Raw genomic sequence first — 20647 nt, forward strand, 5'->3', positions numbered from 1 at the left:
AAGGAATGGATAATGGCTGAACTTTTGATCGAGCACGTCGCGAAATCTTACGGTGAAAAATTGGTGCTCGAAGACGCGTACATCAAGGTTCCGCACGGCGAGTTTGTCAGTCTTCTGGGTCCGAGCGGCTGTGGAAAGACAACGACCCTGAACATCGTCGCCGGATTCGTTGCGCCGGACAGCGGCAGCATCAGACTCGGCGGTGATGACATCACGCGCCGTCCCCCATATGGGCGAGACACTGCGATCGTGTTCCAAAACTATGCCTTGTTTCCGCACATGCGAGTCACGGACAACGTTGCATATGGGCTGCGAGCGCGGCGAGTGGCCAAGGACGCGATCGCCAAGCGCGTCGAAGAAACGCTGCGGATAATGGGGATCCACGATCTAGCCGACCGCTTTCCTTCCCAGCTCTCGGGCGGCCAGCAGCAACGAGTCGCGGTAGCGCGAGCTGTCGCCGTGCGCCCAAGCGCACTTCTGATGGACGAACCTCTCTCTAATCTCGATGCCAAGCTTCGAGCGGAGATCCGCATCGAACTGCGGGAACTGCAGCACAGGCTCGACCAAACAATCTTGTTTGTCACCCACGATCAGGAGGAGGCGCTCTCGATGTCTGATCGAATCGTGCTCATGAACCGAGGACGAATTGAGCAGATCGGCTCGCCCGACGAGCTTTTTCAAAGACCCAAGACCGTATTCGCTGCCGGGTTCATGGGCGTGGAGAATATCGTCGATGGCGCGTTTGATGGAAGGACATGGGCGAGCGAGAACGGTACTCAGACGATGCCTGGCACTGCAGCATCGGCCGGAGCGGTCGGGATAAGGCCTTCGGAGCTCGAACTCGTTGAACGCGATCCAAACTTCGTTTCAGACGAGTACGCATCGGTTCAGGCGACCGTCACGGGGCGCACCTATCTGGGAGACAACGTCCGTTACGAACTAGCGGCACGCGGTGATTCACTGGTCGCCGTCGTGCCGTACTCGAAAGCCGACAAGGACATCGGGGATGAAGTGGATGCCAGAGTATTGGCGAAATGCCTCATCCCGCTCGAACCATCCGTGGCGCAATAAGGCGGTCAGTTCCCCTCTTTCATGCGCGGCGTCAGTCTTGTCTCGCGTACGCATACCCTTCGCTCCTCTGCGAGCAGTACCGAAGAATTCCCTACTCTCTGCGGGACGATTGCCTGCTCGATGCCGTCGTTAGAGTTATACCTGATCGCATGGATGATCAGACCCCATAGTCGGTGTAACGCTGGCGAGATTTGACCAAGACTTTTGCTCTAGCTCCCGTCGCTCGTCGACTCTCGAACGACCAGTTCGGGCTGAAACACGAACTGCTCGTGCGTGAAGTCTTCTCCCTCGGCGTTCTCACGCAGCAGGAGGTCGACTGCGGTATGCCCGATCTCGTGACTCGGCTGCCGCACCGACGAGAGCGGAACAACTGACGCGCGTGTGAAGTCGATGTCGTCGTAGCCGATCAGCGCCACGTCGTCGGGAACCCGGATGCTGCCGAGCATGGCGAACGCCTGCAAGAGGCCCATCGCCAGAAGATCGTTTGCCGCGAACACAGCATCCGGTCGGTTCGACGCGGGCCGCGCACAGAGTCGCTCCCCCGCGGCCCTGCCGCGCAGAACGGAGAGGGAGTCCTCAAGCACGACGTCGAGTGTGGCGTCGGAAACCTCGGCAACGGCCTTCTGCGCTCCCTCCAGGCGATCGGCGACCTGGCGGATCCGCGCGGGACCGCCCACAAATACGATGCGTCGGCGGCCGATGTCGAGCAGATGCTTCACGGCCATGTACCCGCCGGCAACGTCGTCGACCGCGACGGACGAGAAGTCGGAGCTGTCGGTCTGCCGGTCGACGAGCACCGTCGGAGTGCCCTGGCGACGCAGCGACTCGAGCCGCTCGGGCCGAGCCCCGACGGGCGTGAGCAGGATGCCGAAAACACGCTGCTCCGCGAACAGATCGAGATGCTCGTCTTCCCGAGCGGCATCCTCATCGCTGTTTGCGAGCAGTACCGACAATCCGGCATCGCGAGCGCGATCTTCCGCGCCACGCGCCACGTCGGTGAAGAACGGGTTGCCGATGTCGAGGACGGACAGCCCGATGCTTCGGCTCCGCCCGGCGCGCAGCTGACGCGCCGCATCGTTGCGCACGAAGCCAAGCTCGGCGATCGCGGCGGTGACCCGCTCGACGGTTGCCTTCGCCACCTTTTCGGGGCGGTTGAGCACGTTGGACACGGTGCCGACGGACACTCCCGCCTTGTCTGCGACATTGCGAACGCTGACGGACATTCAACCTCCCGTAAAGAGCTAGACGTCAGCATACACGCCAGCGTGAATCGTCTCACTTTGATCACAAGACAGCTGACCACTTGACATGCAGTTTGGGACGACCCTAGTCTGAGGCCACTGCTGAAACGATTCATACCTCCCTATATCTCTATCTCGCAGGAGCACGATCGATGACGATCCCCGACACCCCACCCGTTCTCGAGTTGCGCGACGTCCGCAAGACCTTCGGGTCCGTCGTCGCCCTCGACTCCGGCAGCCTCGCGCTGTCCCCCGGCTCGATTCATGCACTCGTCGGTGAGAACGGCGCAGGCAAGTCGACGCTCGTCAAGGTGATCGCTGGCGTGCATCGCCGCGACTCCGGCTCCGTCACGCTCGCGGGATCTGAGGTCGACTTCGGATCGACGGCCGATGCCAAGGACGCGGGAATCGCCGTGATCTACCAGGAGCCCACGCTGTTCCCCGACCTCACGGTCGCCGAGAACGTCTTCATGGGCCGGCATCCGGTGCGCGCGGGCGGCGCCATCGACCGGCACGTCATGAACGAGCAGACCTCAGCGCTCTTCGAACGCCTCGGCGTCTCCATTGACCCGTCGCGCCAGGCACTCGGACTCTCGATCGCCGACCAGCAGATCCTCGAGATCGCAAAGGCAATCTCGCTCGACGCCCGCGTCCTCGTCATGGACGAGCCGACAGCGGCGCTCAGCGGTATCGAGGTCAAGCGCCTCTTCACCATCGCCCGTGCCCTTCGTGACGAAGGCCGAGGAATCATCTTCATCTCGCACCGCTTCGACGAGATCTTCGACCTGTGCGACACGGTAACCGTCATGCGCGACGGTGCCTACATCTCCACACACAACATCGACGACGTGACACCGGCCGAAATCGTGACGCGCATGGTCGGGCGCGACGTCGACACACTCTTTCCGAAAACTGAAGGGACGCAGCCGGGCGATGTCGTCCTCTCAGTCGAGAACCTCGGCTCTCCCGGCACCTTCTCCGGTATCACCTTCACCGTGCGTGAGCGCGAGATCGTCGGACTCGCGGGACTCGTCGGTGCCGGACGCAGCGAAATCGCCCGCGCAATTTTCGGCATCGACGATTACGCGTCCGGGGTCGTCCGCATCGATGGCAACATGCTCGCCAAGGGCAACCCGCGCAAGGCCATCGCAGCGGGCATCGGCCTCGTTCCCGAAGACCGGCGCCAGCAGGGCCTCATCGTCGACATGTCCGTCGCCCGGAACATGACGCTCGTCATCAGACGCTCCCTGGCCAAGTGGGGTCTCATGTCCAGTCGCAGCGAGTATGACCGCGCCCATGACGGTGCAGCGAAGCTGCGCGTCAAGGCGGGCTCGCTCGAGAGTGATGCGGGAACGATGTCGGGTGGCAATCAGCAGAAGGTCGTCCTCGCCAAGTGGCTCGCGACGAATCCACGCCTGCTCATTGTCGATGAGCCGACACGCGGCATCGACGTCGGCACCAAAGCTGAGGTTCACCGCCTTCTCGATGAACTCGCACAGGAGGGCATGGCCATCCTCATGATCTCGTCTGAACTTCCCGAGGTCCTGGGCATGAGCGACCGCGTGCTCGTCGTGCGCGAAGGGCGTCTGACCGCCGAGTTCTCGCGCGACGAAGCCACGTCAGAGGCCGTTATGACCGCCGCGACCCGAACGGAGGAAGCAGCATGAGCGCCACGACCTCCCGCCTGGCTGCGCTCGTCAAACGCCGCGAGACCAGCGTCGCCCTCGCCGTCATCGTCGTGATCGTCATCGCGACACTCTTCAACTCCAACTTCGCGTTCGGCTCTGATGGCTTCCGCAACCTGCTGCTGACTCCGTCGATCCTCGTGCTGCTGGCCATCGCCCAGGCCGTCGTCGTCATCACCCGCAACATCGACCTGTCGGTCAGCGCTGTCCTCGGACTCTCGGCCTACGCAACGGGCCGCATGTTCACCGATTGGCCCGGCGCACCGACAATCCTGGTGATCGTCCTCGGCATTCTGCTCGGCACCGGTCTTGGCGTCATCAACGGTCTCCTCGTGAGCGTCGCGAAGGTGCCCGCCCTGGTCATCACGCTGGGCACCCTCTACATCTATCGCGGCATCGACATCGCGTGGGCCGGCTCCACGCGCATCAACGCCTCCGATCTGCCGAGCGACTTCACAGCGATCGGCACAGGGTCGCTCTTCGGCATCCCCTGGCTCACCGTGATCGCGCTCATCGCCTTCGCCGTCCTTGCCTACTACCTCGGCTACGCGCGTTCGGGCCGTGACCTGTACGCGATCGGGTCGAATCCGGATGCTGCTGAGCTGTACGGCCTTCCCGTCGCACGCCGCGTGTTCGGCACATTCGTGATCTCGGGAACACTCTCGGGCATCGCTGGTGTGATGTACGCCGCACGGTATGCAACCGTCAGCGCGACGGCGGGCAGCGGCATGGAGCTGGATTCGGTCGCCGCTGCCGTCATCGGCGGTGTCGCGATCTTCGGCGGCAGCGGCACCGTGCTGGGTGCTGCACTCGGTGCCGTACTGCTGTCGACGATCAACCGCGCACTGCCCACGGTCGGCATCCAGGACTTCTGGCAGCAGGCCGTCGTCGGCGCGCTGATCATCGGCGCCATCGTTCTCGACCGCGTGCTGTACACCCGCGCACAGAGAGCACTCACCAAAGAACGACAATCGTCCTCCTCCGAACGCGAAGGAGCCCGCTCATGACGCGCACGCTTGAAGCGACGACGACGGCTCCCGCGGCCCCGTCTGTCGGCACTCGCCTGCGGACCCTGCTGTTCGGACGTTCCGCGGCGATCATCGCACTGCTCGTCATCGTGTGGATCATCGCCTCGGTAAGCGTCGACAACTTCAACACGCCGAACACCCTGTACTTCCTGATCCTCGACGTCTTCCCCGTTCTGCTCATCGCCCTGCCCATGACCTTCGTCATCATCACGGGTGAGATCGACCTGTCGGTCGCGAGCATGGTCGGGCTGTCGAGCGTCACGATCGGCGCGCTGTTCCAGGCCGGCGTCCCCGTGCCCGCGGCGGTCGCCGCGGCGCTCGTCGTGGGCATCGTCGGCGGCGCCGTCAACGGTTTTCTTGTGACCGCGCTCGGGCTCCCCTCCCTCGCCGTGACGATCGGCTCGCTCGCCCTCTACCGAGGCATCGCCGTCGGAATCCTCGGCACCACCGCCGTGACCGGCTTCCCCGATGTCTTCACCGATCTCGTCAAGGAGCGACTGTTCGGGCGCGGAACGGCGATCCCCACCGTCCTGATCGTCTTCATCGTGCTGGCAATCATCGCGATCGTGATCCTGCACTTCACGGGTACGGGACGCAGCACGTATGCGATCGGCCTCAACAAAGAAGCATCCGCGTTCTCCGGCATCAACGCCGGGCGCCTCAAATTCTGGTTCTTCGTCGCAACAGGCACTGTCTCGGCACTGGCCGGTGTGTTCTGGACGCTGCGTTATGACTCGGCGCGCGGCGACAACGCCATGGGCCTCGAGCTCGTCGTCGTGGCAGCCGTGCTCGTCGGCGGCGTGTCGATCTTCGGCGGCCGCGGCTCACTCGTCGGCGTCATCGCGGGTGTGCTCGTCATCGGCGCCCTGCGCAGCGCCCTGCGCCTGGCCGATGTTTCGTCCGACGTCATCAACGTCGCGACCGGGCTTCTGCTGGTCGTCTCGGTGATCGTGCCGTCGATCATCACTGCGATCCAGAGACTCGTCCAACGACGGCGCGCTGCGGCCGCAGCATCCTGACCCTGCTTTACCCCTGCACAACACAGAAAGAAGGACGAACAATGACGTTGTTCAGCAAACGCTCCCGATCAGGCATGGCGCTCGTGGCGCTGGCTCTGGGCGTATCACTCACCGCAACAGCCTGTTCCGCCAGCGATGGCGGCGGGGACGGCGGAGGCGATGGCGGAGGCGACTCCTATGACATCGCGTTCCTGCCGAAGAGCCTCGGCAACCCGTACTTCGAGGCATCGGACGCGGCAGGGCAGTCGGCCGTCGAGGGCTTCGGCGGCACCTATAAGGAGGTCGGCCCGACCGAGGCCACCGCAGACGGCCAGGTGACGTACATCAACACGCTCACCCAGCAGAGCGTCGACGCCATCGTGCTCTCGGCCAACGACCCGAACGCGCTCTGCGATGCCCTCGGCGAGGCGCAGGACGCCGGCGTCGCCGTGGTCACGTTCGACTCCGACGTCGACCCCGAGTGCCGCGACATCTACGTGTCGGCATCGAACGCCGAGCTCATCGCAAAGAAGCAGGTTGACCTGATTGCCGAGCAGATCGACGGTGAGGGACAGATTGCGATTCTCTCGGCGGCTGCCAACGCGACGAACCAGAACGCGTGGATCGAAGAGATGAAGACGTACCTCGACTCGGACTACCCGGACATCGAGCTCGTCGACACCGTCTACGGCAACGATGACGACCAGACCTCGTTCGACAAGACAGAGGCGCTGCTCTCGACGTACCCCGACCTCAAGGGCATCATCTCGCCCACAACGGTCGGCATCGCTGCGGCCGCGCGCTACCTGTCCACCTCCGACTTCAAGGGCGAGGTCGCGCTCACCGGTCTCGGCACGCCGAATGACATGCGCGAGTACGTGGAAGACGGCACCGTGACCTCGTTCGCGCTGTGGAACCCGGAAGATCTCGGCATTCTCGCCGCGTACGCTGCGAAGGCGATGATCGACGGTGACATCACGGGCGAAGAGGGCGACACCTTCGAGGTCGACGGCCTCAGCACGGACCAGACCTCATACGAGGTCGGCGCCGACGGCGTCGTCACACTCGGGGATCCGTTCGTCTTCGATGCCGACAACATCGACGACTTCGACTTCTAGTCGTATCACCCGTCGAGGATGCGCCGGCACTCACAACCGCCTGCGCATCCTCGCCCCCACCTTCCGTTTGCGGTCTCGCGCCGTACGAGATACCGTTAATGAAACGATTCAATCAATCTCTTTCGGCCCACTGCACTCTCAATCATCGCTGCCGACGCCATCCTTCAAAGGAGAGAATCAATGTCTTTCGCTGACATCACCCCCGAGCTGGCCAAGCAGGCCATCGAACTGCCCTCCTGGGCGTTCGGGAACTCGGGAACCCGCTTCAAGGTATTCGGTACGCCGGGCACGCCGCGCACGGTCGAAGAGAAGATTGCGGATGCTGCCACGGTCCACCGCTTCACCGGCCTCGCGCCCGCCGTGGCGCTGCACATCCCTTGGGACACCGTCGACGACTACAGCGCTCTGCGCGATTACGCTGCCGAGCAGGGCGTCGGCCTCGGCACCATCAACTCGAACACGTTCCAGGACGACACCTACAAGTTCGGCTCACTCACACACTCGGATCCGGCCGTGAGGCAGCAGGCGATCGACCATCACTTCCGCTGCATCGACGTCATGAACGCCACAGGAAGCCGCGATCTCAAGATCTGGCTCGCGGACGGCACGAACTACCCAGGGCAGGCCGACATCCGCTCGCGCCAGGACTGGCTGCACGAGTCGCTCGAAGCCATCTATGCACGTCTCGGCGACGACCAGCGCATGGTGCTCGAGTACAAGTTCTTCGAGCCCGCTTTTTACCACACCGATGTTCCGGACTGGGGAACCTCCTACGCCCAGGTCAGTGCGCTCGGTGACAAGGCGAAAGTCTGCCTCGACACCGGCCACCACGCACCGGGCACCAACATCGAGTTCATCGTCGCCCAGCTGCTGCGCCTCGGCAAGCTCGGCTCGTTCGACTTCAACTCGCGCTTCTACGCCGACGACGACCTCATCGTCGGAGCAGCGGATCCGTTCCAGCTGTTCCGGATCATCCTCGAAGTCGTGCGCGGCGGCGGCTACGGAACCTCAGACGTCGCCTTCATGCTCGACCAGTGCCACAACATCGAAGACAAGATCCCCGGGCAGATCCGCTCGGTGCTGAACGTCCAGGAGATGACGGCACGTGCACTTCTGCTCGACCGCGATGCCCTCGCGGCAGCTCAGAACGAGCACGATGTACTGAAGGCCAACGGCATCCTCATGGACGCCTTCTACACCGACGTCCGCCCCGATCTCGCCGCATGGCGCGAAGAGCGCGGTCTGCCCGCCGACCCGATGGCCGCGTATGCCGAGTCGGGCTACCAGCAGAAGATCGAAAGTGAGCGCGTCGGCGGCACGCAGGCCGGCTGGGGCGCATAGCCCACACCGCCGCGCCCAACACCATCAACTTCTGTGGAGAGACAATGACTAATCCGACAGCCTCCGAGCTCATCGCGCGCAGCAATCGCCTCGGCGCCGACCCCAAGAACACCAACTTCGCCGGAGGCAATACCTCGGCGAAGGGCCTCGAGACCGACCCCGTCACCGGCGAGAACGTCGAACTCATGTGGGTGAAGGGATCCGGCGGCGACCTCGGCACGCTCACTGAGAAGGGTCTCGCCGTGCTGCGGGTCGATCGTCTGCGCTCACTGCAGAATGTCTACCCGGGCGTCGAGCGTGAAGACGAGATGGTCGCCGCGTTCGACCACACGCTCTTCGGCAAGGGAGGCGCTGCGCCCTCGATCGACACGGCGATGCACGGCCTTGTCGATGCAGCCCACGTCGACCACCTGCATCCCGACTCGGGAATCGCGATCGCGACGGCTGCTGACGGCGAGCGCCTGACCACCGAGATCTTCGGCGAGAAGGTTGTGTGGGTGCCGTGGCGCCGCCCCGGTTTTCAGCTCGGGCTCGACATTGCCGCCATCAAGAAACAGAATCCGGATGCTGTCGGCTGCATTCTGGGCGGACACGGCATCACCGCCTGGGGCGACACCTCTGCCGAGGCGGAGAAGAACTCACTCTGGATCATCGACACGGCGGCCGAATACATCGCCGCGCATTCGAAGGCCGAGCCGTTCGGGGAAGAGCTCGACGGATACGGTGCCCTTCCGGAGGCAGAGCGGCGTGCGAAGGCCGCCGCCCTCGCCCCGGCGCTGCGTGCCGTGGCATCCGCTGACCGCCCCGTGGTCGGGCACTTCACCGACTCCGACGCCGTCCTCGACTTCCTCGCGCACCGTGAGCACCCCCGCCTGGCCGCGCTGGGCACCAGCTGCCCCGACCACTTTCTGCGCACAAAGGTGAAGCCGCTCGTCATCGACATGCCCGCGACGGCCAGCGTCGAGCAGATCCTCGAGCGCCTGCCCGAACTGCACGAGCAGTACCGCGCCGACTACGCCGCCTACTACGACCGCCACGCCGACGCCGACTCCCCCGCAATGCGCGGCGCCGACCCGCTGATCATCCTCGTGCCGGGCGTCGGAATGTTCAGCTACGGCAAAGACAAGCAGACCGCGCGCGTCGCCGGCGAGTTCTACGTCAACGCGATCAACGTGATGCGCGGGGCCGAGGGCCTCTCGAGCTACGCGCCGATTGACGAGGCCGAGAAGTTCCGCATCGAGTACTGGGCCCTCGAAGAGGCGAAGCTGCAGCGGATGCCGAAGCCCAAGCCGCTCGCGACGCGCATCGCACTCGTCACGGGCGCAGCATCCGGAATCGGCAAGGCCATCGCGAAGCGCCTCGCCGCCGAGGGAGCCTGCGTCGCCATCGCGGACCTCGACATTGAGAAGGCGCGGGCCGCAGCATCCGAAATCGGCTCGAGCGACGTGGCCGTCGGAATTGCCGCCGACGTCTCGAACGAGGATGCTGTCAAAGCAGCGATCGACGAGACAGTGCTCGCGTTCGGCGGCCTCGACCTCGTGGTGAACAACGCCGGGCTGTCGCTGTCGAAGTCGCTGTTCGAGACCACCGAGAAAGACTGGGACCTGCAGCACAATGTGATGGCCAAGGGATCGTTCCTCGTGTCAAAACACGCGGCGCGCGTTCTCATCGACCAGCAGCTGGGTGGCGACATCGTCTACATCTCGAGCAAGAACTCGGTGTTCGCCGGGCCGAACAACATCGCGTACTCGGCGACGAAGGCCGACCAGGCGCACCAGGTGCGACTGCTGGCCGCCGAGCTGGGCGAGCACGGCATCAAGGTGAACGGCATCAACCCGGATGGCGTGGTGCGCGGCTCCGGCATCTTCGCCTCCGGCTGGGGCGCGAACCGTGCCAAGACATATGGCATCCCCGAAGAGGACCTCGGCAAGTTCTACGCTCAGCGCACGATCCTGAAGCGCGAGGTTGTGCCCGAGAACGTCGCCAATGCGGTGTTCGTCCTGTGCACGAGCGACCTCGACCACACGACAGGGCTGCACATTCCCGTGGACGCTGGGGTCGCGGCAGCGTTCTTGCGATGATGGCGCTGCAGAATCGGATCTGCGCTCCAGATTTTTCTGTAGCGCAGATCCAAAACAGGAGCGCACAGTGTGTTGATGACAGGAGCGCGCACAGAAGTGCCGCGCACGGCGATGCAGGAGGCGGCCGATGAGCGTCACCACGGTCGCCGCCGTCGACATCGGGGCATCCAGCGGCCGCGTCATGCTCGGGCATGTGGGCCCAGATGAGCTGCGGCTTCAGCAGGTGAGCCGCTTCCCCACGGGAGCGGTCACGATGCACGACGAGCTGCACGTCGACGTTGCCGCAATCTATCGCGCCGTCACCGAGGGGCTGCGCGAAGCAGCATCCGTTGCCGGCCAGGGTGACACCGGGGGCAGCGTCTCCGTCGGCAGCATCGGTGGCGCCTCAGAAAGCAGCGACGGTTCCGGCAGCAACCCGAGCAGCAGCGCCAGCAGCGGCAGAGGCGGAGGCACACAACGGGGCCACATCGCATCGATCGGCATCGACACGTGGGCCGTCGACTACGGTCTGATGCGCGGCGGCGAGTTACTGGCACCACCGTTTCACTACCGCGACGGCAGAACGGATGCTGCGGTGCAGCGTGTGCATGCGGCGACGCCGTTCGCCGAGCTGCATGCCGCGAATGGGCTGCAGTTTCTGTCGTTCAACACGCTCTATCAGCTCGAGGCCGACCGCGAGTCCGGAGGTCTTGACCTCGCAGACGGAATGCTGCTGCTGCCGGACCTTGTCGCATACTGGCTGACAGGCGAGGCCGCGGCCGAGGTGACGAACGCCTCCACGACGGGGCTGCTGCGACCGGACGGCAGCGGATGGAACGCAGAGCTTATCGCGCGGCTCGGGCTGCCCCGCAGCATCCTCGCTCCGCTCGTGCGACCGGGAGAGACAATCGGCACTGTCGCCGGCGCCGCGGCCGACACCACGCGTCTCGGCGGGACGCCGGTCACCGCGGTCGGGTCGCACGACACGGCGTCTGCCGTCGTCGGGGTGCCAATGACCGACCCCGATGCCGCGTACATCAGCTGCGGCACGTGGGGTCTCGTGGGCGTCGAGCTCGAGCATCCGGTGATCACGGACGCCGCACGCGAGGCGAACTTCACGAACGAAGGAGGCGTCGACGGGCGCGTGCGCTTTCTGCACAACGTCATGGGCCTGTGGTTGCTGTCTGAATCGGTGCGCACGTGGGAGGCCGAGTCCGGGGCGTCGATCGATCTGCCGGCTCTGCTGAGTGCCGCATCGGCAGTCACGGACGCCGTGCCCATCTTCGATGCCAACGATGCCCGGTTCATGCCGCCGGGAGACATGCCGCAGCGCATCGCCGCGTGGCTGCGCGAGCACGACAAGCCCGTTCCCACCTCGCGTGCAGCGATGGTCCGGTGCATCATCGAGAGCCTCGCTGACGCGTTCGCGGACGCTGTGCAGACAGCATCCGCCCTCTCGGGAAAGCGGGTGAACGTCATTCACATCGTCGGCGGCGGCTCACAGAATGAGCTGCTCTGCCGGCTGACGGCCGAGCGCGCGGGACTGCCCGTGCTCGCCGGCCCGGTCGAGGCGACCGCGCTCGGCAACGTGCTCGTGCAGGCACGTGCGCGTGGCGCAGTGACCGGCAGTCTCGAGTCACTGCGTGATCTCGTCGCTCGCACGACCAGCCCACGGCGCTTCGCCCCGTGACTGCTGTCGTGTCTGGCGCATCCAGACGTCAGCGACGTCGTACTCGATGAAGGCAAAATGAGACTCCTCTCATGATCAGTGCCTATTCATCGTTTCGTGCTTATGGTGGCGATATGAGACTCCACAGCATCCGCACAACAGCGATCACGGCAGCAGCACTTGCGCTCGGATTGACACTTGCCGGGTGCGCACCTGCCAGCGACACCACGAACTCCTCGCCCGACTCGGGTTCGTCGTCCGGCTCGACGAATGACGGCGGCAGCCAAGGCAGCGATGAGGGAGGCGACACCGGCGACGCGACGGAACGCGGTGCCGATCTGGCCACGACCGAGTTCGAGGTCTCGTGGCAGGATGCTGTCGAAACGGCCATGGGCAACTTCGACGGTGAGCTCGCGGAGGTCGAGCTCGACTGGAGCCGCGACCGTTACGCCTATTCGATCGAGCTCGTCTCAGACTCTGAGGAGTACGAGGTGCGCATTGACGCCGACACCGGCGAGCAATTGAGCGAAGAGACCGAGCCCATCGACTCTGACGACGTTGCCGAAAAGACCTCAGAGGTGGTTGATCTCGACAACATCGTCTCGTGGGAGGACGCCCTCGCCACAGCGCTCGACGCGCAAGACGGCACCGTCAACGAGTGGAAGCTCGAGGGGACGCAGCACGGCCCGCAGTGGCAATTCGACGTCGACGCCGAGTCAGGCGAAGACTACGAAGTGACAGTGGATGCTGTCAGCGGCGACCTCATCACCACCGACGACTGACCCCGTCTGCGCGATCCCGCCGGTCAACGCGGCCTCTCACGCCGCGCTGATCGTCACCGTGATCGAGTCGGCTCCCGGGTCGGAGCCAGGCACGATCGTGAGGATGCCGTCGGACGGAAGCCATGCCTCGATCTCGGCCCCGTCGACAACGGGGCCGTCGGGGAACGCATCGGGCGGAAGGTAGATCTCCGTCGATGCTTTGGCCTCAGCATCCGGAATGAACTCGAGTGTCAGTTCGCCGTCGCCCGACGTCCACTCGACGATCTCGCCAGCGACCGCGCGCGGGTACGGCCGGTCGAGCACCGAGACGAGATTGCGCGCCGTGCCATCTTCGTCGTACGGCCCCCACGAGCCATCGTCGCGCGACCAGTACGCAACGCCCATGCCGGTCGATGCCGCCATGTCGTACACCGCGTCGACGTAGTCGAGTGCACCGGGAAGCGTCGTGTCGAGGCCGAACTCACCGAGAATGATCGGCACGCCTCCAAGCGCTTCGGCGGTGCGCAGCGTATTCGCCGTCCACACACTGATCGTCCCGTCGACGAGACCTTTCGACGATCCGCTGTACCCATCACCGAGGTCCATTGGCAGCGGGTAGAGGTGCGGGCAGAAGGCGATGCGCGGCCCGCCCTCTCGTGAGTCCTCCACAAATCCGAGACCACTCGGCAGCCCCCAGTTGAACCCCATCGCCTGCGGTTCAAGGCACGCCCACGTATCGGCGTCGACCTCGCGAATCGCATTCACCGTCAACTGGTACATCTGGGTCAGCGGGCCCGCCTCGAAGCGTGCGCCCTGAAGTGTGCCGCCGTAGGGCTCGTTCATGAGGTCGTACGCCACGACAGCATCCTCATCGGCAAAGCGCGATGCGACCTTCTGCCAGGCATGCGCGTAATGCTGTTGCAACTCGGGATGCTCGCCCGTCGTGTTCCAGAAATTGTCGAAGGCGCGGATCACCCCGGGTTCGAGGTAATAGAGCTCCCACATGTCGTGGTCATTCACGGGCAGACCGTCCATGTAGGTCGCCCAGGCCGGCGCCCCGTTGCCGTGCGCGCCATCGGGTGTGATCGCCATGCTCCACAGGTCCTGATGCATATCGAGCATCACGTGGTAGCCGCGGTCGGCGTACCACGACACGCGCTCGGCAACGTCGTCCAGATAGCCTTCGTCATACACTCCGGGGCTTGGCTCGACCATGCGCCACGAGATGAGAAACCGCACGAAGTTCGTTCCCATATCGGCATGCTCGGCATCGAGATCGGCTTCGCTGAAATCGGGAAGGCCATCGGGTGCGCTCTTGGCACTCCCGGCCGTCGAAAATCCGTGCTGGACGAGCGAGCGCCCCTGGCCGTCGGTGATGAAGGATGCTGCGCGTTCAGGCCCGGCGTCTCGCAGCGCCGCCGCCACTCCGCCGGCCGCGACCACAGCAACGATCGTGGTCGCCGCCCATGCGCGTGCTCCCCACCTCACGGTGCCCTCCTCGACTGTCGTCGTCGACTGCCATCCGGTTGCGGGCGATGCTACCATCTCGGCATGTCGACGCCGCTGTCTGAACAGGTGCGCGACCGCGTCACGCCGACGGTCGCGATCTCCCTCATCGTCGCTTCGATTCTTGTGGGTGTGTGGGTCGTCACGGGGACCGCGATCACGTGGTTCCCCGCGCTTGCCGTCCCGGCCGCGGCTGGGCTCCCGGATCTGATCCCGGCGCTGCGCATCGCGCCGCTCGGGGGCACCACATGGCTCTTCTGGGTCGTCGACATCGTGACAGCCCTCGTCATGGTCGCCGTTGCCGCGCTTCACACGCGGGCAACACACGCGCGGCACCCGTCCGCATCACGGGGCCGGGTCTTCGGGCGCGCGCTCCTCGCCACCGTGTGGGGCGTTCTCGCGGGCAACGTGCTGCGCGGCGTGTTTCTGAGCGTGGTCACTCACGCCGGCCTCGGAATGTTCCTTGGGCTGCTCGGCGCGAACATCCTCGTCTCTGCGCTCACGGGTGCACTGCTCGGCATCGTGATCGGTGCGGTGGCTGCGGCTGTCGTGCGCCCCCGACGGCAGTAACCGTCATCGAGATGAGACGTGCCTGGCACGGCGGTAGGCTCGAACCATGACTCAGCGGCTTGTCGTCAGCACCCCCGGTAACGCCCTGCGCACAATGGTCGGCGTTGTTCCCGACGGCGTCGAGATGATTCGGTGGGACATGGACGGGCCTGCACCCGTCGGCCACATCGACATCGCTGTCGGGCCGTACATGGGCGGCCCCCAGCCGCTCGCGCTTCTCGCCTCGGCAACGACGCAGCTCGTGCAGAGTCAGTCGATCGGCTATGACGGCGTGCGCACCTTCCTGCCCGCAGATCGCGTCTTCGCCAATGCGGCGTCCGTGCACGAAGCGTCGACGGCCGAGCTCGCCATGGCGCTCATTCTCGCGTCCCAGCGCGGCATCCCCGATTTTGTGCGTGCGTCGGCGAAGGCGACGTGGTCTCCGGCTCGCTACGCCAGCCTGGCCGACCGGCGCGTTCTGATCGTGGGGTATGGCGGCATCGGTGTGGCGCTCGAACGACGTCTCGACGGCTTCGAAACGTCGATCACGCGTGTCGCTCGCACCGCCCGTGACACCGACAACGGCCACATCCACGGTTTCGACGAGCTGCCGACGCTGCTGCGCGACGCTGAGATCGTCGTGCTCTCGGTTCCGCTCAACGACGAGACAACACACATGGTGGATGCTGCGTTCCTCGCCGCCCTGCCCGACGGCGCACTCGTCGTCAACGTTGCGCGCGGGCCCGTCATCGACACCGATGCCCTGCTTGCCGAGGCACGCACCGGGCGACTGCGGTTCGGCCTCGACGTCACAGACCCCGAGCCTCTGCCCGAGGGCCACGAGCTGTTCTCGCTCGAGAACGTGCTGGTCTCACCGCACGTCGGCGGCGCATCCACGGCAATGCTGCCGCGCATGGCCGCGCTGCTGCGACGCCAGATCGATCACGCGCTGGCGGGCGAACCGTTCGAGAACGTGGTCATCCGACCTTAATTCGACACTTTCTCAAAGTTTTTCTCACAAACGCTTGCGCTGGGATAACGCATACCCATATCCTGTAATGCTGTCGTTCATCCAAGAAACGACACGTAGAGAGGAGGCGACAATGATTATCGCAATGACCCGGAGTGACCAGGGTGCCGCAGGCAATGTCTTCTGCGATCGTGTGATCCGCCTCTCTCGCGGGGCCGCATAACGCTCAGCGCGCGACGCGCATCTCGAGCACACTGCTCCGCTTAGGAGGCGCCTGACACAGGCCCTCATCTGCGACTACTGAGTCGCTGTCTTCTCGCCGATCAGCCATCCGTTTTCGTGCGGGCCATCGGTCGGCTTCTCATCACGACGTTTGTCGTGCCCTGACACCCGAGTGTCGGGGATCTTCAGCGTGCCCGCACGAGCTTCACCACAACGCAAGGAAACACAGTGCACACCACAACAATCCCCTCGACAACACTGCATTCACCGCAGTCGTCAACCGAGACTCTGCACCCGCCGAGTACTCGGCCACCGGAATCGCCGGAACCACCACGTCGGCCACGTCCCTCACGCCGGGCACGGCGCGAGTCATGGCTGACACGGCTCACCGCCAGATGGCGGCGGCAGCGGTTCGACATCGACCCGTACACCGCTCGTCAGAACGAGTTCGCCCGCATCGAGCGTGAGGCAGCGCAGATGCGCGCCCGCGCGGTGTATGGCGGATTCCGATGACCGGATGCTGCGAGGCAGCGCCCCGCGCGCTGCCTCGCACCCTCGGTCACCCCAGATACTCCGCGTAACGCACCTCGGGGGTCGCACTCAGGCTCAACTTCAGACCACGCGTCGCCTCGTCGGCAAGCACCTCGGTCGCTCCCGCCTCGAGTCCGTCGAGCACAGCAGTGACGACCTCTGAAGCAGAGGCTTTCGGGGCATCCACACCCGCCGTCATATCGGTGTCGACAAGCGCCATGTGTACGGCGAGAACGTGCGTGCCCTGTCGGGCGAGCTCGACGCGGATTCCGTCAGTCGCGCTCCACGCGGCAGCTTTCGACAGCGCGTACGCTGTCGCTCCCGGCGCCGCAAACCAGGATGCCGCCGAGACGACGTTCACAATCGCACCCCCACCCTGATCCGCCAGCGTCTGGGCGAATGCGCGGGCGAGCAGGAGCGGCCCAAAAGCGTTTGTCTCCACCTCGCGCCGAATCTCGTCCAGGTCGCCCTCGATCAGGGACTCCCCCGTCGCAATCCCGGCGTTGTTGATGATCACCTGGATGTCGTCGAGCTCCGACGCGTGTTCCGCAATGTGCTGCGCGTTCGTGACGTCGAGTCCAATCGGCTTGACACCCGGCTCTGTGATCGTCGACACATCACGTGCCGCCGCATAGACCGTGCGTGCACCCCGTGCCTTCAACTGTCTGACGAACTCGGCGCCGATTCCGCGATTCGCTCCGGTGACCAGCACGGCCTTCCCTGAAATCTGCATCATTACCCTTCTATAGTGCTTGTTATAGAACCGTCACCGTAACACGTTAACTAGTGATTGTTATAGAATGTCGACATGACAGGTCGCCCTCGCAGCTTCGACCAAGACGCCGCACTCCTGCTCTCAATGGAGCGCTTCTGGCAGAACGGTTACGAGAGAACGACGATCGGCGACCTCACGGCCACGCTGGGCATCACTGCACCGAGTCTGTACGCCGCGTTCGGCGACAAAGACACCCTCTTCGCTTCGGCCGCTGCCCACTATGTCGCGAGCGTCACCGCCCAGATGGACAAAACCCTCTCTCAACCGAATGTGCGCGACGGCCTTGCCGAACTCTTCCGCGTCACCGTCGAGTCATACACTGACGAGAAGACACCGCCAGGGTGCTTTCTCTTGAGCGAACCGCGTCTCGCGGACGAGCGCCGGACCCTGACAGCGCGCCTCGCCGGACACCTGCGCCGGGGCATCGACGACGGCTTCCTCGACGCATCCACCGATGCCGACGCCCTGGCCGAGTTTACGATCGCCGTCATTGCCGGCATGTCGACTCGTGCCCGCGACGGAGGATCGGCAGCGGAGGTCCGCGCCATCGCTGACGTCGCACTCGCCGCCGTCGATGCTCACGCAATCTAAGTTCGCCTCGGTGTTGCAAGAACGAAAGAGTGAGTGTACAGTCACTCATATGACTCAGCGAAGCTCAATACTCTCCACGGCCGAGAGCCGGCGACCCATCGTCGCCTCGGCGGCGCTTGACGAGTTCTCACGAGGCGGCTTCCATGGCACGACAGTCGCCACCGTGGCTCGCACCGCCAAGATCTCTCCCGCCTACGTCTTCAAACTCTTCCCCAGCAAAGAGAGCCTCTTCGTCGTCGCGCTCGAGTCGTGCTTCGCCGAGATCATCGAAGCTATTGCCCAGGGCGCTGACGAAGCCCCCGAGCAGACGCCCGAGGCGATCCTCTATGCGATGGGCGGGGCATACGCCGAGCTCATTTCGGATCGGCGCCTCCTCATGCTGCAGGCGCACGCCATGTCGGTCGCTGACATCCCCGAGATCGGCGAGGCGCTCAGAGCTGGCCTCGAGCAGGTCACCTCCTTCGCGAAGAGCCGTTCCGGCGGCAGCGATGACCAGGTGCAGAGCTTCGTTGCCTACGGCCAGCTCTGCCACCTGCTCGTCGCCGCCCGCGTCGACGAACACGACACCGCGTGGGCACAGATCCTCTCCCACGGCATCCGACACCCCCAGTGACTCTCGCTCAGCAGAGCATGCATTGCGCACGCGCTCAAGAGTGAGTGATCAGACACTCAAATCATCGAAAGGAGAAACAAATGACACGCGACATCACTATGCGCTGGATCGCCCTCGCGCCTCTTGCGCTGCTCGCCCTCGCCATGTTCACGCAGTGGCAGTAACACGCTTACCACGAAGGAGAAAACCATGACCACCACACACCCAACCCAGGCCGTCCCTGACCAGCGCCACTCGCGCTGGACCGGAGAGAAGACAGCCTGGTGGATCGTCTTCGGAGTCCTCGACCTCAGCATCCTTCTGATGCTGGGGCTCTGGAACTGACCCGGTGGGTCGTCGGGGCCACTCGCCCCGACGACCCACTCCCCCTCCCCGCGGCGCCACACGCGCTTTGCGAAAGGACCACTCTCATGTCTCACACGACCACCATCGAAACCGTTTCGTCGACGCGCAGCCAAAAACGCTGGCTCGCACTCGGCTTCCTCGCACTCGCACAGTTCCTCGTCGTTCTCGACGCCACCATCGTCAACATCGCCCTCCCCGTCATCGGCACCACGCTGCAGATGGACACCGTCGCACTCGCGTGGGTGATCACCGCGTATGTGCTGCCGTTCGGTGGGCTTCTGCTCTTGGGCGGTCGCCTCGCCGACCGATACGGGCACCGCCGCATCTTCCTCCTCGGAAGCACCGGGTTCGTCCTCGCCTCAGCGCTTGCCGGCTTGTCGTTCACCAGCGGGATGCTGATTTCTGCACGCGTGCTGCAAGGCGCTTCGGCCGCGCTGCTCGCTCCCGCCGCGCTCGCGCTTCTCACCCACCTCTTCACGCAGCCGGCTGAGCGCGCAAAAGCACTCGGTGTCTGGGGAGGCGTCGCCGGAATCGGGTCGGCCGCAGGTGTGCTGCTCGGCGGCATCCTCACGGCATCCCTCGGCTGGCAATCGGTGTTCTTCGTGAACGTGCCAATCGGCCTTGCGGTCATCATCGCCATCCCGCTGCTCGTATCGCCCGACCCGGCCTCGCCCTCGCAGCGCCTCGACACCCCCGGAGCCGTGACGGCTACCGGAGCGCTTGTCTCGGCCGTCGGTGCGTTGAGCGCCGTCGAGCAGATCGGCTTCGTGCACCCTCTGACCATTGCCCTCGTCGTTGTGGCAATCGGCCTCGCGATCACGTTTGTGCTGATCGAGCGCCGGGCTGTCGCTCCCCTTGTGCCGCTGAGTGTCTTCCGCAACCGCAGCCTGTCGGTCGGCAACATCGTCATGCTGTTGGTCGGTGCCGCCATGGTCGCGCTGTTCTTCGCGCTTTCCGTCTATATGCAGGCCGTGCTCGGCTACAGCGCTCTCACCGCGGGGCTCTCGCAGCTTCCTCTCGCCGTCGGGCTCATCGTGACGGCCGGAGTCGCGCCGGGCGCGATCACGCGAATCGGCGCGAAGCCCACTCTCATCACGTCACTTCTCGTGCTCGCCGCGGGGCTCGTCTGGCTCGCCTTTGCTCCGTCAGACGCAGTGTTCCTGACACAGATTCTCGCCCCGACGGTCCTCATCGGGCTCGGCATCGGCGGCGCATTCGTGACGGCGACCCAGCTCGCGGTCGACGGTGTGCAGGGCGGCGAGGCCGGACTCGCCGGTGGACTCGTGAACACGAGCCAGCAGATCGGCGGTGCGCTCGGGCTCGCGGCGCTCTCGACACTGGCCGCCACTCGCACGGCCGCTCTCGCCGAAGCCGGTGTTGCTGCTCCCGAGGCACTCACCGCCGGTTTCTCTTGGCTGTTTGTCGGCACTGCGGTGCTCACGCTCGCTGGCGCCCTTGTGGCGACGGCATATCGATCGACGCCCAGCCATCTCTCGTCGACCGCACCCTGAATCGGCGAGAGCCCACGCCTCGGCTCCCGCACCCGCCGCTCCTATCGCGGCGGATGCGGGAC

The 20647-nt window shown here is 64.8% G+C and carries 19 protein-coding genes; 16 read left to right on the top strand and 3 right to left on the bottom strand.

What is annotated here, in order from left to right; translation table 11 throughout:
* Positions 1 to 12: 12 nt before the first annotated feature.
* Entirely contained in the window at positions 13 to 1071 is a 1059-nt protein-coding gene (locus OK352_RS01155; RefSeq protein WP_265139553.1) for an ABC transporter ATP-binding protein, read from the top strand.
* A 209-nt stretch (positions 1072 to 1280) separates the two neighbouring features.
* Here the strand turns inward: OK352_RS01155 and OK352_RS01160 are convergent, their stop codons facing one another.
* Positions 1281 to 2294: a LacI family DNA-binding transcriptional regulator gene (locus OK352_RS01160; protein ID WP_265139554.1), complete on the bottom strand. Its 1014-nt coding sequence runs from the start codon at positions 2292 to 2294 to the stop codon at positions 1281 to 1283.
* A gap of 170 nt (positions 2295 to 2464) precedes the next feature.
* Between OK352_RS01160 and OK352_RS01165 the strand changes: the two genes are divergently transcribed.
* The 8 genes from OK352_RS01165 (at position 2465) to OK352_RS01200 (ending at position 12993) form a co-directional block, all read left to right on the top strand.
* Positions 2465 to 3979, top strand: a complete 1515-nt coding sequence (locus tag OK352_RS01165) for a sugar ABC transporter ATP-binding protein (protein ID WP_265139555.1) — start codon at positions 2465 to 2467, stop codon at positions 3977 to 3979.
* Entirely contained in the window at positions 3976 to 5004 is a 1029-nt protein-coding gene (locus OK352_RS01170) for an ABC transporter permease (protein ID WP_265139556.1), read from the top strand. The genes OK352_RS01165 and OK352_RS01170 overlap by 4 nt, the downstream gene beginning before the upstream one ends.
* Positions 5001 to 6044 carry an ABC transporter permease gene (locus OK352_RS01175; RefSeq protein ID WP_265139557.1) on the top strand — a complete coding sequence of 348 codons (1044 nt, stop codon included), beginning with the start codon at positions 5001 to 5003 and terminating at the stop codon, positions 6042 to 6044. The genes OK352_RS01170 and OK352_RS01175 overlap by 4 nt, the downstream gene beginning before the upstream one ends.
* Before the next feature lie 41 nt (positions 6045 to 6085).
* Positions 6086 to 7141 (top strand): rhamnose ABC transporter substrate-binding protein, encoded by a 1056-nt coding sequence (gene rhaS, locus OK352_RS01180; RefSeq protein WP_265139558.1) that lies wholly within the window; start codon positions 6086 to 6088, stop codon positions 7139 to 7141.
* Positions 7142 to 7321: 180 nt separating this feature from the next.
* The gene (rhaI, locus tag OK352_RS01185) at positions 7322 to 8482 is read left to right on the top strand and encodes an L-rhamnose isomerase (protein WP_265139559.1); all 1161 of its coding nucleotides are present in this window, start codon (positions 7322 to 7324) and stop codon (positions 8480 to 8482) included.
* A gap of 44 nt (positions 8483 to 8526) precedes the next feature.
* Entirely contained in the window at positions 8527 to 10563 is a 2037-nt protein-coding gene (locus OK352_RS01190; protein WP_265139560.1) for a bifunctional aldolase/short-chain dehydrogenase, read from the top strand.
* 127 nt (positions 10564 to 10690) lie between these two features.
* Positions 10691 to 12232 (top strand): rhamnulokinase, encoded by a 1542-nt coding sequence (locus OK352_RS01195; RefSeq protein WP_265139561.1) that lies wholly within the window; start codon positions 10691 to 10693, stop codon positions 12230 to 12232.
* A gap of 113 nt (positions 12233 to 12345) precedes the next feature.
* Positions 12346 to 12993: a PepSY domain-containing protein gene (locus OK352_RS01200; protein WP_265139562.1), complete on the top strand. Its 648-nt coding sequence runs from the start codon at positions 12346 to 12348 to the stop codon at positions 12991 to 12993.
* Positions 12994 to 13029: 36 nt separating this feature from the next.
* Here OK352_RS01200 and OK352_RS01205 read toward each other — a convergent pair whose 3' ends face one another.
* Entirely contained in the window at positions 13030 to 14517 is a 1488-nt protein-coding gene (locus OK352_RS01205; RefSeq protein WP_265139563.1) for a cellulase family glycosylhydrolase, read from the bottom strand.
* 6 nt (positions 14518 to 14523) lie between these two features.
* Between OK352_RS01205 and OK352_RS01210 the strand changes: the two genes are divergently transcribed.
* From OK352_RS01210 to OK352_RS01220, 3 genes are all read left to right on the top strand, one after another.
* Positions 14524 to 15048 (top strand): hypothetical protein, encoded by a 525-nt coding sequence (locus tag OK352_RS01210; protein ID WP_265139564.1) that lies wholly within the window; start codon positions 14524 to 14526, stop codon positions 15046 to 15048.
* 46 nt (positions 15049 to 15094) lie between these two features.
* Positions 15095 to 16018, top strand: a complete 924-nt coding sequence (locus tag OK352_RS01215; RefSeq protein ID WP_265139565.1) for a 2-hydroxyacid dehydrogenase — start codon at positions 15095 to 15097, stop codon at positions 16016 to 16018.
* Between the two features lie 429 nt (positions 16019 to 16447).
* A complete protein-coding gene (locus OK352_RS01220; RefSeq protein WP_265139566.1) occupies positions 16448 to 16732 on the top strand; it encodes a hypothetical protein in 285 nt (94 codons plus the stop codon).
* Between the two features lie 46 nt (positions 16733 to 16778).
* On the opposite strand, the gene OK352_RS01225 is transcribed toward OK352_RS01220, so the two are convergent.
* Complete coding sequence (locus OK352_RS01225; RefSeq protein WP_265139567.1) at positions 16779 to 17486, bottom strand: SDR family oxidoreductase; 708 nt, start codon at positions 17484 to 17486, stop codon at positions 16779 to 16781.
* A 72-nt stretch (positions 17487 to 17558) separates the two neighbouring features.
* On the opposite strand from OK352_RS01225, the gene OK352_RS01230 reads away from it, so the two are divergent.
* From OK352_RS01230 to OK352_RS01245, 4 genes are all read left to right on the top strand, one after another.
* Positions 17559 to 18116, top strand: a complete 558-nt coding sequence (locus OK352_RS01230) for a TetR/AcrR family transcriptional regulator (RefSeq protein ID WP_265139568.1) — start codon at positions 17559 to 17561, stop codon at positions 18114 to 18116.
* 49 nt (positions 18117 to 18165) lie between these two features.
* A complete protein-coding gene (locus tag OK352_RS01235; protein WP_265139569.1) occupies positions 18166 to 18729 on the top strand; it encodes a TetR/AcrR family transcriptional regulator in 564 nt (187 codons plus the stop codon).
* Between the two features lie 189 nt (positions 18730 to 18918).
* A complete protein-coding gene (locus OK352_RS01240; RefSeq protein ID WP_265139570.1) occupies positions 18919 to 19053 on the top strand; it encodes a hypothetical protein in 135 nt (44 codons plus the stop codon).
* A gap of 86 nt (positions 19054 to 19139) precedes the next feature.
* Positions 19140 to 20585 carry an MFS transporter gene (locus OK352_RS01245; protein WP_265139571.1) on the top strand — a complete coding sequence of 482 codons (1446 nt, stop codon included), beginning with the start codon at positions 19140 to 19142 and terminating at the stop codon, positions 20583 to 20585.
* The last annotated feature ends 62 nt before the right edge of the window (positions 20586 to 20647 follow it).

Source organism: Microbacterium sp. MPKO10 (assembly GCF_026107415.2).
Lineage (GTDB): Bacteria > Actinomycetota > Actinomycetes > Actinomycetales > Microbacteriaceae > Paramicrobacterium.